16 protein-coding genes are annotated in these 15834 nt (G+C 28.4%); all 16 read left to right on the top strand.

The genetic code is table 11. The features are described from left to right. Positions 1–141: 141 nt before the first annotated feature. The 16 genes from hemW to HH195_RS08190 all read left to right on the top strand — a co-directional run bounded on the left by hemW (position 142) and on the right by HH195_RS08190 (position 15826). Positions 142–1275, top strand: coding sequence for a radical SAM family heme chaperone HemW (hemW, locus tag HH195_RS08265; RefSeq protein ID WP_196370756.1), 1134 nt, complete (start codon positions 142–144; stop codon positions 1273–1275). 171 nt (positions 1276–1446) lie between these two features. Then, complete coding sequence (gene hrcA, locus HH195_RS08260) at positions 1447–2469, top strand: heat-inducible transcriptional repressor HrcA (RefSeq protein WP_195925747.1); 1023 nt, start codon at positions 1447–1449, stop codon at positions 2467–2469. Positions 2470–2512: 43 nt separating this feature from the next. Continuing rightward, the gene (gene grpE / locus HH195_RS08255; protein WP_055259346.1) at positions 2513–3124 is read left to right on the top strand and encodes a nucleotide exchange factor GrpE; all 612 of its coding nucleotides are present in this window, start codon (positions 2513–2515) and stop codon (positions 3122–3124) included. 26 nt (positions 3125–3150) lie between these two features. Then, positions 3151–5001, top strand: a complete 1851-nt coding sequence (dnaK, locus tag HH195_RS08250) for a molecular chaperone DnaK (RefSeq protein WP_196370754.1) — start codon at positions 3151–3153, stop codon at positions 4999–5001. Positions 5002–5118: 117 nt separating this feature from the next. Further along, positions 5119–6270: a molecular chaperone DnaJ gene (dnaJ, locus tag HH195_RS08245; protein ID WP_196370746.1), complete on the top strand. Its 1152-nt coding sequence runs from the start codon at positions 5119–5121 to the stop codon at positions 6268–6270. 169 nt (positions 6271–6439) lie between these two features. Beyond that, a complete protein-coding gene (prmA, locus tag HH195_RS08240) occupies positions 6440–7381 on the top strand; it encodes a 50S ribosomal protein L11 methyltransferase (protein ID WP_196370744.1) in 942 nt (313 codons plus the stop codon). A gap of 23 nt (positions 7382–7404) precedes the next feature. Then, positions 7405–8154 (top strand): 16S rRNA (uracil(1498)-N(3))-methyltransferase, encoded by a 750-nt coding sequence (locus HH195_RS08235; RefSeq protein WP_196370742.1) that lies wholly within the window; start codon positions 7405–7407, stop codon positions 8152–8154. Further along, on the top strand, positions 8154–9458 hold the full coding sequence (mtaB, locus tag HH195_RS08230; protein WP_055259337.1) for a tRNA (N(6)-L-threonylcarbamoyladenosine(37)-C(2))-methylthiotransferase MtaB: 1305 nt from the start codon (positions 8154–8156) through the stop codon (positions 9456–9458). Before HH195_RS08235 ends, mtaB begins: the two co-directional genes overlap by 1 nt. Before the next feature lie 99 nt (positions 9459–9557). Beyond that, positions 9558–9902: a histidine triad nucleotide-binding protein gene (locus tag HH195_RS08225; RefSeq protein ID WP_055259335.1), complete on the top strand. Its 345-nt coding sequence runs from the start codon at positions 9558–9560 to the stop codon at positions 9900–9902. A gap of 153 nt (positions 9903–10055) precedes the next feature. Next, entirely contained in the window at positions 10056–10232 is a 177-nt protein-coding gene (gene rpsU / locus HH195_RS08220) for a 30S ribosomal protein S21 (RefSeq protein WP_055259333.1), read from the top strand. A 371-nt stretch (positions 10233–10603) separates the two neighbouring features. Then, complete coding sequence (yqfC, locus tag HH195_RS08215; RefSeq protein ID WP_070101196.1) at positions 10604–10876, top strand: sporulation protein YqfC; 273 nt, start codon at positions 10604–10606, stop codon at positions 10874–10876. 1 nt (position 10877) lies between these two features. After that, entirely contained in the window at positions 10878–12005 is a 1128-nt protein-coding gene (gene yqfD / locus HH195_RS08210; protein ID WP_196370741.1) for a sporulation protein YqfD, read from the top strand. Between the two features lie 37 nt (positions 12006–12042). Further along, positions 12043–14127 (top strand): HD family phosphohydrolase, encoded by a 2085-nt coding sequence (locus HH195_RS08205; protein WP_055259620.1) that lies wholly within the window; start codon positions 12043–12045, stop codon positions 14125–14127. 5 nt (positions 14128–14132) lie between these two features. Next, positions 14133–14636: an rRNA maturation RNase YbeY gene (ybeY, locus tag HH195_RS08200; protein WP_196370740.1), complete on the top strand. Its 504-nt coding sequence runs from the start codon at positions 14133–14135 to the stop codon at positions 14634–14636. A gap of 17 nt (positions 14637–14653) precedes the next feature. Continuing rightward, entirely contained in the window at positions 14654–15355 is a 702-nt protein-coding gene (locus tag HH195_RS08195) for a diacylglycerol kinase (protein WP_055259326.1), read from the top strand. A 72-nt stretch (positions 15356–15427) separates the two neighbouring features. Further along, the gene (locus HH195_RS08190) at positions 15428–15826 is read left to right on the top strand and encodes a cytidine deaminase (RefSeq protein WP_195925501.1); all 399 of its coding nucleotides are present in this window, start codon (positions 15428–15430) and stop codon (positions 15824–15826) included. Positions 15827–15834: the final 8 nt, after the last annotated feature.

Below are 15834 nucleotides of genomic sequence, written 5' to 3'. Positions count from 1 at the left end.
GTTTATTAATATTATTTAGTAAAGCTATATTTGTTGATTTCAATAAGTATAGCTTTTATTTTAAATTTTTTGGAATTTTAATAGAAAATATGCTTAAATAATATTTTAATAATAAATTATATTTAAAAATTGGAGGTAAATATGAAACATTTAGGGCTTTACGTGCATATACCATTTTGTAAGCAAAAATGTTATTATTGTGATTTTGCATCTTTTGCTGGAAAAGAGAGTATGCAAAATGATTATATAAAAGCATTATGTAAAGAAATTAGAAAAACATTTAAAGAAATAGATGAATATATTATTGATACTATATTTATAGGTGGTGGTACACCTAGTATTTTAAGTGTTGAAAATATGAAAATTTTATTTAATGAAATAGATAAATTAAATAAATCTTTGGATGTAGAATATTCTATGGAGTGTAATCCTGGAAGTTTAAACGAAAAAAAATTAAAAACTATGAAAGAATATGGAGTAAATAGAATAAGTATAGGTCTTCAAACAACTCAAGAAAAACTTTTAAAATCGATAGGAAGAATACATACATTTAATGATTTTAAAAATACTTTTGAATTGGCAAGAAAAGTAGGTTTTAAGAATATAAATGTAGATTTAATATTTGCTCTTCCAAATCAGAGTTTAGATGAATTTAAAGAAACTTTAGAAATTGTATGTAAAATGAAACCAGAGCATATATCAAGTTATAGTTTGATTATAGAAGAAGGAACGGTTTTTTATAGGCTTTATGAAAAAAATAAGTTGGATGTGGTTTCTGAGGATGTAGAAAGTGATATGTATAACGAGGGTAAAAAGATATTAAAGAAATATGGATATGAGCAATATGAAATATCAAATTATAGTTTAAAAGGAAAGAAATGTAAGCATAACTTAAAGTATTGGAATATGGAAGAATGGATAGGTGTTGGAAGTAGTAGCTCATCATATGTAAATAGTAAAAGAATTAAAAATATATCAGATATAAAGACATATGTAGAAAAAATAAATAATGATGACATGTGTTATGAAGAGGTAATAGAAAATAGTGAAAATGATAATATTGAAGAATTTATGTTTATGGGGCTTAGAAAAGTAGAAGGTATAAATGAAATGGAATTTTATAAAAGATTTAATAAAAAATTAGATAATATATACAAAAATGTAATTAAAAAATATGAAAAAGAAGAATTTTTAGTTAGAAATAAGGGAAGATTATATTTAACTGAAAAAGGAATGTTAATATCAAATATTATTATGGCTGATTTCTTGATTTAAAATATAATTAGGCATAGGAAAAAAATAAGTAAAAATTAAATATACATCACTATTTGAAGTTAAATATTAAAATTTAATAAATTTAAGTATTGACAAAAAAATAAAAAAGCGATATATTAAAAAAGTAGTCGTTAGCACTCGATATTAATGAGTGCTAATAAAAGAGGTGAGATAGTGATAGATGAAAGAAAATTAAAAATTTTGCAGGCTATAGTTAATGACTATATAAATACAGGAGAGCCTGTTGGTTCAAGGACTATCGCTAAAAAACATGACCTTGGTATAAGTTCAGCAACTATAAGAAATGAAATGGCTGATTTAGAGGAGATGGGATTTTTAGAACAACCTCATAGCTCATCAGGTAGAATACCGTCAAGTAAGGGCTACAGACTTTATGTGGATAGAATAATGGAATATGAAAAGCTTAGTTTGGATGAAGAGTCTATGATAACAAAAGCTGTCTTAGATGGTGCGCTTTATGAAATTGATAAAATTTTAAAACAGGCGGGTACACTTTTATCTGAATTAACTAATCTTACATGTTTAGTTACACCACCTTCTATGCAAAAGAGTTATATTAAATCAATACAACTTGTACCTATTGAGGGCAATGATATAATATGCGTTCTATTAACTGATAGTGGAGTAATAAAAAATAATGTTATTAAAGTGAATAATATTCCAAGTTTAGAAGTATTAAATTATATAAGTCAAGTCTTAAATAGAAGATTAAAAAATCTTACAATAGAACAAATTAATCTTCAAGTTATAAATGACTTAAGAAATGATTTAGTTGGCTATGAAAATATATTTAATGCTTTGATTCCAACTTTATATGAAAGCTTGAAAGATGATGAATCTTCTAAAGTATTTATGGAGGGTACAACTAATTTATTAGACTATCCAGAATATAGTGATATAGAGAAGGCGAAAAAAATATTGTCGTTGCTCTATGATAAGGACTCTATTGAGAAACTTATAGACAGTGATGAGAATATAACTATAAAAATAGGCGATGAAAACTTTATTCCAGAGGCTAAGGAGTGTTCAGTTATTTCGGCATCTTATTATTTAGATAATAAACCAATTGGCTCTATTGCATTAATAGGACCAAGAAGGATTAATTATTCAAGAGTAATAAGTGTTATGACAGGAGTCATGAAAAAATTAAATGATGCCTTAGAGCAAAGATAATTTTTTTATAAGCAATAAGTTAAGTGAGGTGTATGTTCTAGCAATGGATAATATTAACGATAATCAAGAGGAAATAATTAATGAAAAAGTAGAACTAGATAGTCAAGATTCAGAAACTTTAAATTCTGAACAATCTAATGTAGAAGAAAATATAGAAGAAAACAATGTTTCTAATTTGGATGAATTTAAAAAATTAAAAGAAGAAAATATGACTTTTAAAGATAAAAATAAAAAATTAGAAAATGAATTAGAGGCATTAAAAGATAGATTGCTTAGACTTTCTTCTGAGTATGAAAACTATAGAAGAAGAACTGATAAAGAAAAAGAAGGAATTTATACAAATGCTTGCGAAGATATCTTAAAGAGGATACTTCCAGTTTTAGATAATTTAGAAAGAGCTGCTGTGGTTGAGGGAGATTTAGATGATATTAAAAAAGGTATAGATATGACTATCAGACAGTTTATAGATGCCTTAGAAAAACTTGATGTTGTAGAAATTGATGCAACTGGAGAGTTTGACCCAAATGTTCACCAAGCAGTAATGCATAATGAAGATGAGGCATTTGGTGCAAATCAAGTAGCTGAAGTATTTCAAAAAGGGTATAAAAGAGGCGATAAAGTCATAAGACATACTATGGTAAGAGTAGTTAATTAATAATTTAAATTTTGGAGGAATATATTATGAGTAAAATAATAGGAATTGACTTAGGAACAACAAATTCATGTGTATCTGTTATGGAAGGTGGAGAAGCTGTAGTTATAACTAACTCAGAAGGTGCAAGAACTACTCCATCAGTAGTATCTTTCCAAGCTAATGGTGAAAGATTAGTAGGTCAAGTTGCTAAAAGACAGGCAATAACAAACCCAGATAAGACTATAATTTCAATAAAAAGAGAAATGGGAACAGACCATAAAGTTACAATAGAAGGAAAAGATTATACACCACAAGAAATATCAGCAATGATACTTCAAAAATTAAAAGCGGATGCTGAAGCTTATTTAGGTGAATCAGTATCTCAAGCTGTTATAACAGTTCCAGCTTATTTTAATGATGCTGAAAGACAAGCAACTAAAGATGCTGGTAAAATAGCAGGATTAGAAGTTTTAAGAATAATAAATGAGCCAACAGCAGCAGCTTTAGCTTATGGTATAGATAAAATGGAAGATGCTCACAAGGTATTAGTATATGATTTAGGTGGTGGTACATTCGATGTATCTATCTTAGATTTAGGAGATGGAGTATTTGAAGTTGTATCAACAAATGGTGATGCTAGACTTGGTGGAGATGACTTTGACCAAAGAATAATTGATTATATAGCACAAGATTTTAAAGGACAATATGGCGTTGATTTAAAACAAGATAAAATGGCTCTTCAAAGATTAAAAGAAGCAGCTGAAAAGGCTAAAATTGAATTATCATCATCAACTCAAACAATAATAAATTTACCATTTATAACAGCTGATGCTACAGGTCCAAAACACATTGACATGACTTTAACTAGAGCTAAATTCAATGAATTAACAAGTGATTTAGTAGAAAAAACAATGACAATCATGAAAGAAGCATTAAAAACAGGAAATGTTTCAATGAATGATGTAGATAAAATACTTTTAGTTGGTGGTTCAACTAGAATACCAGCTGTTCAAGAGGCAGTTAAAAACTTTACAGGAAAAGAACCTTCAAAGGGAGTTAACCCAGATGAATGTGTTGCTATGGGTGCTGCAATACAAGCAGGTGTACTTACTGGAGAAGTTAAAGATGTATTATTATTAGATGTAACTCCATTATCACTTGGAATTGAAACTTTAGGTGGAATTGCAACTCCTTTAATAGAAAGAAATACAACTATTCCAACAAGAAAGAGTCAAATATTCTCAACAGCTGCAGATGGTCAAACATCAGTTGAAATTCATGTAGTTCAAGGTGAAAGACAAATGGCTGCTGATAATAAAACTTTAGGAAGATTTACATTATCAGGAATAGCTCCAGCTCCAAGAGGAATTCCTCAAATAGAAGTTTCATTTGATATAGATGCTAATGGATTAGTTAAAGTTTCTGCAGTTGATAAAGGAACTGGAAAAGAAGCAAATATTACAATAACAGCTTCAACAAATCTTTCAGATGATGAAATAGATAAGGCTGTAAAAGAAGCAGAAAAGTATGCTGAAGAAGATAAAAAGAGAAAAGAATCAATAGAAGTTAAAAATACAGCAGAACAAACTGTTTATCAAACTGAAAAAACATTACAAGAACTTGGAGATAAAGTTTCAGCAGAAGATAAACAAAGTATTGAAAGTAAGGTTAATGCACTTAAAGAAGTTAAAGATGGAACAGATTTAGAAGCTATAAAGAAAGCTATGGATGAATTAAATCAAGCATTCTATGCTGTATCATCTAAAATGTATCAACAAAATGGGGCAGCACAAGGTCAAGGATTTGATCCAAACAATATGGGTGGAGCAGGACAAGAGCAAGCACCTCATGATGATAATGTTGTTGATGCTGACTTTGAAGTACAAGATGATAAATAATTTATCTAGTAAAAATATTAGACCTTTGATAAAATAAAATTAATTCAAAAGGGGAGGCCAATTAGTCTTCCCTTTTGTTGAAGTTTAGGATATTTAAAAATAGGTGGTGTAGAAACAGTGGCGAAGAAAGATTATTATGAGGTATTAGGCCTTAAAAAGGGTGCCTCAGATGATGAGATAAAAAGAGCTTTTAGAAAGTTAGCATTAAAATATCATCCAGATAGAAATCCAGATAATAAAGAGGCAGAAGAAAGATTCAAAGAGTTAAATGAAGCTTACCAAGTTTTAAGTGACCCAGAGAAAAAATCTAGATATGATCAATTTGGTCATGCTGGAGTAGATGGTCAAGGCTTTGGTGGTCAAGGCGGATTTGATGGTGGATTTGACTTCTCAGAAATGGGTGGCTTTGGAGATATATTTGAAAGTTTCTTTGGAGGCGGATTTGGAGGCGGTTCATCTGCTAGAAGAAGAAATGCTCCTCAAAGAGGTTCAGATTTAGAGTATAGTTTAACTATATCTTTTGAAGAAGCTATGAGTGGGGTTGAAAAAGAGATTTCAATATCAAGAAATGAAAAATGTACAACTTGCAATGGAACAGGAGCAAAACCTGGAACATCTCCAAAAACATGTTCAAAATGTGGCGGATCAGGTCAAATAAGAGTTCAAAGACAAACTCCTTTAGGAAACTTTGTATCTAATACTACTTGTGATGCATGTGGAGGAAAAGGTCAAATAATAGAAGAAGCATGTCCAGATTGTAAAGGAAAAGGTAGAATTAGAAAACACAGAAAAATAACTGTTAAAATACCAGCAGGAGTTGACACAGGAAATGTATTACCTTTAAGAGGTCAGGGAGAAGATGGTGTAAATGGAGGACCAGCTGGGGATTTATATATAAGAATAAATGTTCAACAATCTAAAGTATTTAAGAGAAATGGTGCAGATATATACTATGACTATAAAATATCAATAGGTAAAGCTACTTTAGGAGAAGAAATAATAGTTCCAACTATTGATGGAAATGTTAAGTATAAAGTTCCAGCAGGCACACAACCAGGTACAAGATTTAGATTGAAGGGTAAAGGTGTTCCAAGAGTTAATTCTCAAGGCAGAGGAGACCAATATGTAAATATAATTGTTGAAGTTCCTAAAAATTTAAATAAGGAACAAGAATCAGCTTTAAAAGCATTTATGGCAACAATGGGAGAAGTTGAATCAGGACACCATGAAGAAAAGAGTGGTTTAAAATCATTTTTTAAGAAGAAATAATGAATTTTAAAAATTAAGGACTTTATTTAAAGTCCTTAATTTTTTATATTTGACTCTTAATTAGTTTTATGCTTATAAATTTAAAAAAGGACAATAATGTAGACAGATATAATTATGAAGTGTAAAATATATTATTAGTCAAAATAGAAATTAGGAAGGATGATAAATAATGGAAGGAACTTGGATTGAGGTTAATGTAATAACTAAAAGTGAAGCGTTAGAACCTATATCAGGAATATTTTATAGTTTAGATTGCAAAGGCGTAGCGATAGAAGATCCAAATGACATATTAACTAGAGAACAAGGCCCATTAACTTGGGATTTTGCAGATATAAATATATTAGAACATAAAGGAAAAGTTGCTTGTGTAAAAGGATATTTTGCGGAAGAGGACAATATAGAGGAAGTATTAGAATATATAAAACAAAAAGTGCAAGAACTTAAAGATTCTGGTTTGGATGTTGGAGAAGGAATAGTTACTTCTAAAAAGATGTTTGAGGAAGATTGGGCAAACAATTGGAAAAAATATTATAAACCAATACATATAGGTGAACATATAGTTATAAAACCTATATGGGAAGATTATATAGCAAAAGATGGAGAGATGATTGTAGAGCTTGACCCAGGAATGGCTTTTGGAACAGGGGATCATGAAACTACAAGTATGTGTATTAAAGCTTTAGATAAGTATATAGAGAAAGATACAACTGTTTTTGATATAGGAACTGGTTCTGGAATACTTGCAATAGTTGCTTCAAAGCTTGGAGCTAAAAAAGTAGTTGGAGTTGATTTAGATCCAGTTGCAGTAGACTCTGCTAAAGAAAATATAAGCTTTAACAATTTAGATAATATAGAAGTTTTATATGGAAATTTAGTTGAAGTTGTAGAAGGAAAAGCAGATATTGTTGTTGCAAATATAATAGCTGAAATAATTTGTGTATTAATAAATGATGCTAAAAAGGTATTAAATAAGGGTGGAGTATTCATAACATCAGGAATAATTCATGATAGACGTCAAATGGTTATTGATGCTTTAGAGAAAGAAGATTTTGAAATAATAGAAGTTAATAAAGATGGGGAATGGAATTGTATTGTTGCAAGATTAAAATAATTTATTTTTAAAGGGGATTTTAAATGCATAAATTTTTTACGCCTATTGAGCTTTTTACTGATACTCACGCAACTATAATAGGGGAAGATGTAAGGCATATATATAAAGTCTTAAGAGTTACTCAAGGAGAGAAAGTAGTTATAAATAACCTAAACGGTGAAGAATTTTTAGGTGAAGTAGAGAATGTAAATAAGCAAGAGGTTTTAATAAAAATATTAAAAAAATTAGATATAAACAATGAAAGCCAATTAAATATAACGTTGTTTCAAGGAATTCCAAAGGCTTCAAAAATGGATTTAATAGTTCAAAAATGTGTGGAACTTGGAGTATCACAAGTGATTCCAACAATAACTAATAGGGTTGATATAAAAATTAAAGGTGATTTTAAAAAGTTAGATAGATTAAATAAAATTGCTTTAGAGGCTTCTAAACAAAGTAAAAGAACTATAATTCCAACGGTTGAAAATGTCATGGAGTTTGAAGATGCAATAAAATCTATGGAAAACTTAGATTTAGTAGTTGTACCTTATGAGAATGCTACTGGATTTGGAATTAAATCAATGGTAAAAACTTTAGATTTATCTAATGTTAAAAACATAGGCATAATGGTAGGGCCAGAGGGTGGATTTGAGGAAGAAGAGATAGAGATACTAAAATCAAAAGGAGCAAATATTGTAACCTTAGGACCTAGAATACTTAGAACAGAAACTGCTGGGTTTACATGTATAGCTATATTACAATATGAGCTTGGAGATGTAGGAGGAAATATTTAATGAAAGTTGCATTTTCAACATTAGGATGCAGAGTTAATACTTATGAGTCAGAAGCTATGGCAGAAAAGTTTGTTAGAGAAGGTTATGAAATTGTAGACTTTAGTGAAAAGGCAGATGTTTATGTAATAAATACGTGCAGTGTTACTAATATGGGGGATAAAAAATCAAGACAAATAATAGGAAAAGCTAGAAGATTAAATGAAGAGGCTATAATTGCAGCTGTTGGATGCTATTCGCAAATAGCACCAGATGAAGTAAGTGCTATAGAGGGTGTTGATGTAGTTTTAGGAACAAGAAACAAGGGTGATATAGTATATTATGTAAATAAAGCAAGGGATGAGCAAAAGCAGCAAATACAAGTTGCAGAAGTTTTGAAAAATAAAGAATTTGAAGATTTAAGCATAGCTGATTATCAAGATAAAACTAGAGCTTTTTTAAAGATTCAAGATGGATGTAATAGATTTTGTGCATATTGTTTAATACCATACACAAGAGGTGCAGTTTGCTCTAAAGATTTTAATAAGGTAATGCAAGAAATTAAGGATTTAGCAAGTCATGGATTTAAAGAGATTATATTATCAGGTATTCATACAGCATCCTATGGTGTTGATTTAGAAGAAAAAGTATCAGTCGTTGATATTTTAGAAGCCATAGAAAATATAGATGGGATAGAGAGGGTTAGAATAGGATCAATAGATCCAACATTTTTTACAGAAGATGTGGTTAAAAGAATAGTGTGTCTTAAAAAGCTATGCCCACAATTTCATTTATCACTTCAAAGTGGATGTGATGCTACTTTAAAGAGAATGAATAGAAGGTATTCTTCAAAAAAGTATGAAGAGATAGTAAATCTTTTAAGAGATAAAATAAAAGATGTATCAATAACAACAGATGTAATTGTAGGATTTCCAGGAGAAACAGATGAAGAATTTAATGAAACATATGAATTCTTAAAAAGAATAAAGCTTACAAAGACACATATATTCAAATATAGTCAAAGAACTGGTACAAAAGCATATTCTATGGAAAATCAGGTAGATGGAACTGCTAAAGATAAGAGAAGTAAAATTTTAATAGAACTTAACAAAGTAAATGAAGAAAATTTTATAAAATCTTACATAGGAAAAACTTTAGATGTTTTATTTGAAGAAAAATATTCTAAAGAAGAAAATTATTATGTGGGATATACTAAAAATTATATAAGAGTTATAGCTAAGGCAGATTGTGATATTTCAAGTAAAATATTAAATGTTAAAATAGAGAATGCACAAGGAGAAATAGCAAAAGGAACTTTAGAAATTTAATAAATTTTATTTTGTATTAGTAATTTTTATTGAGTGAGTTATAATAAATATGTAAATATTAATATATTTAATAAATAAACTAGAGTAGGAGGTGGGAAAATGAGTGATTGTATTTTTTGTAAAATAATAAAAGGCGAAATACCAAGTAAAAAAGTATATGAAGATGATAAAGTGTTAGCTTTTAATGATATAAGCCCAGAAGCTCCTGTGCATTTTCTAATAATTCCTAAGGAACATATAGAAAGTGTAAATGATATTTCAGAGAAAAATAGCGAAATAGTTGCACATATTTTTAGAATTATTAATAAGATAGTAAAGGAACTAGGGATAGATGAAACAGGCTATAGAATAGTTAATAACTGTGGAAAAGATGGAGGGCAAACAGTAAATCATATGCATTTTCATGTTTTAGGTGGTAGAGATTTAAAGTGGCCTCCAGGCTAAATAATAAGCTAAATTTAACTATAAAATTTAAACAATATAAGTTAAAGTTGTTGACATGTTTAAAAAGAATATTGTATAATATAGCGTGTGTTATTTAGACCCACAGCTGTGAATTAAAATAATAATTTACGCTAGCGGAGGGAGGGATAAAGAATGTCAGAAATCAGAGTAAGAGAAAATGAATCATTAGAACAAGCATTAAGAAGATTTAAAAGACAATGCGCAAGAGCTGGAGTTCTTTCTGAAGTAAGAAAAAGAGAACACTATGAAAAGCCAAGCGTTAAGAGAAAGAAAAAATCAGAAGCTGCTAGAAAGAGAAAGTTCAAATAATATATAAATAGATAAGTTTAAAACTTATTTAAGGTATAATAAGCTTAATGATAATATTAGGTAAGATTAGTTATATAATTATTACTACCTTCCTCAGCAGTTAAGTGAAAAAATAATAAACTAAACAATATATACGGCTGATGCATGGGCATATAACATCATTAATAAGACATTAATAGATTATTTTAAATGCTTTTAAAACATATAAAATAACCTAAATCAGTCAAAATATTAAATAAACTTTTAAATAAGCAAGAGTTCACAATTATTTGTGAACTCTTTTAATTTTCATAAAATACCTTCTAAAAGTATATTTATAGTAAATTTTTCATAGAAATTATTATTAAATTATTTTTATGGGGTGTTTATTTATGGATAATAAAATAAAAAGTATAATAACTAAAGAATTAGATTTACCAATTGAAGTTATAGATAATCTTCCTAAAATAAATATAATAGGGGATAATGAAATAACAATAGAAAATCATAAAGGAATATTAAGTTTTGATAGAGATAACACAAAAATAAAAACCGTAATAGGAATTTTAGATATACAAGGGGAAGAAATAGAAATAGTATTTATAGGAGGTAGTACTATAACTATTTCAGGAAAATTTAAATCCCTAGGGTATGGGGTGGAATAAAATGAATTCTAAGTTCTTTAAAAACGGTATTATAAAAATAGAGGTTAAATTATTTAATAGTGAACAATTTTTAAATATTCTTTGGAATAGTGGTATTAGGATACATAATATAAAAAAGATAGATAAATCTACAATAATTATGGAGATAAACTATGAAGATTATAATGCGGTAAAAGAAGTAGTAAAAAAAATTCAAGGAAAGGTTTCTATAATTTCTTCAAAGGGAGGTATATTCTTTTTAGGGAGAGTAAAAAGAAAAGTTGGAATTGTCATAGGATTTTTTTCTTTTATAATTTTTTTGTATGTTTTATCTAATTTTATATGGAGTATAGATATTCAAACTAAAATGTATATATCACCATACGAGATAAGAGCTCAATTAAAAGAACTTGGAGTTTTAGAAGGGGTAAGTAAATCTTCAATAGATGTTTATGAACTAGAAGAAAAGCTTCAAAATTTAAATAGCGATATAATGTGGTCTAATATAAGAGTGGAAGGTTCTACATTAAAAGTTACAATAGAAGAAAAGATAACTCCACCATTAGAAGTTGAAAAAGATACTGATTTAGGTGTGGTAGCAAAAATGGATGGAGAAGTAAAGAGAATATATACAACTTCTGGAACAGCAGCTGTAAAAGCTGGAGATGTTGTAAAGGCTGGGGATATTCTTGTTTATCCATATGAAGGAACAGGAGAATATCAATATGATGTAGCTGCGAGGGGAAGTGTTTTAGCTAATACTTTTTATGAAAAAGTTATAGAACTTCAAATAAGTGGAGAAAAAATATATAGAACAGGTAATCTGGATTCAGAAATATATATAAAGATTGCAGATAAAAAAATTTATCTTAAAAAGTCTACAAAAAACTTTAATAATTATGATAAAATAGAGGAAGATGGTAAATATGTTCACAAGAATATTTATTATGAAAAGAAATCATCTAGTATAGAAGAAACGGAAGAAGAAATCGTAAATGAAGCTGTGGAGCGTTTATATAATAGTACTAAAAAAGAGATTACGAGAAAGGCTCAAATTGTGGATAAAATTATATCAAAAGAAAGCATTGAAAATGGTAAAATTTTGTTGAAAGTTCTTTTTGTGGTAGAACAAGATATTGCATCAAACTAATTATTCTTAGATAAACTAAAAGAGGAGAAGAGAGTTGATTATTAAAAAGAGTGGGAGAATATTGAATTTTCTTGGCGATTACAAAAGAATAGTTGTGTTTATAATTACTTTTATGATTATATTTGCCACACTAGCTACATCAGTAGTTACTAAAAAATATGATTTGCGAGTTGGAGAAATAGCAACTACAGATATAAAAGCTTCGAGGGAAGTAGTAAACACTGTTGAAACTGAAGCGAAAAAGATTGAAGCGATAGAAAAGGTTGGAAAACAATATTCGCTTCAAACTGATATACAAAAAAATAGTCAGATAACACTAGAAGAGTTTTTTCTGAATTTGAAAGAGGCCATAACAACAAAAGATACAGAAAGTTCAAATGGAAATACGACATCTAAATTACAACTTGAGATATTAAATGAAGATAATCCTTTTGATTTAACAACTAGTGAAGAGATGTATTTGTTAACTCTAAATGAGGAACAGATAAATAAAATGTATGATGTTTTATTAAATGCAATAAATGATGCATATAATATATCAATAAATGAGGATAGTACAGAAACGTTAAATAAGGCAATACAAATAGCACAAGATGTAGTTTATAATAATTATAATGATGAACATATAATATCAATTTCAGATAAGATTATAAATGTTTTAGTTAAACCAAACTTATTTTATGATAATGAAAAAACAGAAGAGGCACAGCAAGAAGCAGCAAAAAATGTTACTCCTGTTGTTTATAAAAAAAATCAAACAATAGTTGAAGAAGGGAAACCAATAACGGAAGCTCAAATTCAAGCATTAGATGAGCTTGGACTTTTAAATAACTCTAAGTTTAATATATCGTTGTATTTAGCTTTAGCTATCATGGTTATAATTGTTATGTATATACAAAATAGATATTTAAAAAAATACTATAAAGATATATATAATAATTCTTCAAAGCTTATTATGATAAACATAATAACTATAATGACCATAGTTTTTGCAAGAGTATTTAGTATAGCTTCACCGTATTTAATTCCATTAGCATGTACGCCAATACTTCTTACACTTTTATTAAATTATAGAATATCTTTAGTTGTAAGTATAACTAATATAATTTTAATGGCAGTAGCTGTAAGCTTTAATACAGAAATAATTATTTTAGCTATTGTATCGGTTATAGTAGGTGCTACATTCTTAAAAAAAATGCAACAAAGAAATGATATAGTATATTCATGTATTTATATAGCTATTTTAAATGGAGTAATGACACTTAGTATATCAGCTTTAGTAACTAGTAACTTAAAAGAGATTTTATTAGATACAGCTTTTATACTTGTAGGATCGCTTCTATCAGGGATTTTATCTACGGGGTTGTTACCATTTTTTGAATCTATGTTTGATATTGTTACAAATGTTAAACTATTAGAACTTTCAAATCCCAATAATCCATTACTTAAAAAGCTTTTAATGGAAGCTCCAGGAACGTATCATCATAGCGTTATAGTTGCTAATTTAGCAGAAGTTGCAACAGAAGCTGTTGGAGGAAATGCTCTTTTAGCTAGAATAGGAGCTTATTATCATGATATAGGGAAAACAAAAAAACCTTACTTTTTTAAGGAAAATCAATTAGGAAAAGAAAATCCTCATGATGATATAACTCCAGAACTTAGTAAACTTTTAATAATATCTCATGTTAAAGATGGATTAGAGCTTGCAAGAGAATATAAGCTTCCAAAAGTGATACAAGATTTTATTCCAACTCATCATGGCAAGACTTTAGTTAAATATTTTTATTTAACAGCTAAAAATAATGCGGAAAATCCAGATGATATAAAGGAAGAGGATTATATGTATCCAGGGCCAAAACCAAAAACTAAAGAACAATGCATATTAATGCTTGCAGATTCAGTAGAAGCTGCTGTAAGATCTATAAATAATCCAACAAAGGAAAAAATAGAAAATATGGTTGATAATATAGTTAAAGATAAATTAAGTTCAGGACAATTAGATGATTCTCAGCTTACGATAAGTGATGTGAAAAAAATAAAAAAATGTTTTTTAAAAACCTTAAATGGAATATATCATGAAAGAATAGAATATCCAAAAGATGAAAGAAAGACGGTGAAATAAGTTTAATGATATTTATTGATAATAGGCAAAAGGAAATAGATATAAGTGATGGTTTTATATCTCATCTTGAAAAAGTCATAGAGTTTGTTTTAAAAGAAGAGCAAGTAAAAGAAAAGTGCGAAGTATCACTAGTATTTGTTAATAATGATGAGATTAGAAATATAAACAGAGAAACAAGAAATATTGATAAAGTTACAGATGTTTTATCATTTCCTATGATAGATTATAAGAAAGGGAAAGTCTATAAAGATTTGTATTTAAATTTTAATTTTGATTCTATGTTTTTTGATAATGGTAATTTAGTTTTGGGAGATATAGTTATATCTTTAGAAAGAGCGTTAGAACAAAGTATAGAATTCAATCATTCATTTTTTAGAGAGGCAAGTTATTTAGTAATACATTCTGTTTTACATTTATTAGGTTACGACCATATGGATGAAATAGAAAAGAGAGCTATGAGAAATAGGGAAGAATATATTTTAAATAAATTAAATATTCCTAGAGAGTAAAAGTAAAGGGAGGGTTTATGGAGGTTAAAAAGCTATTAGATAGTTTCAATTATGCTATAGATGGTATAATACATGCTTTAAGGACACAAAGAAATATGAGAATTCATTTTCTAGCAACAATTGTGGTTTTAACAGCTTGTTTTATATTTCATGTTAGCATAATTGAAATAATAGCACTTAGTATATGTATAGCTATGGTCATTTCAGCAGAACTTTTTAATACTGCAATAGAAAGTGCAATAGATTTAACGGCTAATTATTATCATCCATTGGCCAAAATAGCTAAAAATACGGCGGCTGGAGCGGTGTTGGTTACTGCTATAAATGCAATTTTAGTTGGGTATTTTATATTTTGGGATAAAATATCCAACATCACTTATAGGGTTGTAAGTGATGTTAAAGCGTGGGAGCCATACACTGTATTGATAATGCTTATAATGGTTTGTATATTAACTATTGCGGCAAAGGCATATTTAGGAGAAGGCACTCCTTTAAAAGGAGGAATGCCATCTGGGCATAGTGCAATATCCTTTGCAATAGCTACTGCAATATCTTTGATATCTCAGTATCATACAGTTATAATATTAAGTTATATAATGGCTTTTATAACAGCTCAAAGTAGAGTAGATTCAGAGGTCCATAGTATTTTAGAGGTTGTGGTTGGCGGAGTATTTGGAGTTTTAGTTACTATTTTTATATTTAAAATATTTAGTTTTTAAAATATATTTGTAAATAATATAAATAGTGATATAATTTAATAATTATACTATGTAACTAAAGGGGGAATTGGTTTGTATAATAAACTTATAAAAGAGGCTATAGATGCTAGAGAAAAAGCGTATTGTCCATATTCTAATTTCAAAGTTGGAGCAGCTGTACTTTTTGAAGATAATAATATATATTCAGGATGTAATATAGAAAATGCATCTTTTGGTGCAACAAATTGTGCTGAGAGAACTGCTATATTTAAAGGGGTATCTAAAGGGCTTAGAACGATAAAAGCATTAGCTGTTATTGGAGATACAGATGATTATACCTATCCATGTGGTATATGCAGACAGGTAATAAGTGAGTTTGCAGAAAGTCAAGATATAAAAATATTTATAGTAAAAAACGAAAATGATTATATAGAAACAACATTAGAAAAAATTTTACCAGGTTCTTTTACTAAAAAGGATTTAGTAAAATAGAGGAGGGT

The organism is Candidatus Sarcina troglodytae (genome assembly GCF_015708635.1).
GTDB lineage: Bacteria > Bacillota > Clostridia > Clostridiales > Clostridiaceae > Sarcina > Sarcina ventriculi.
The sequence above is the reverse complement of the archived record's forward strand: the minus strand, read 5'-3'. Positions and strand labels throughout refer to the sequence as shown.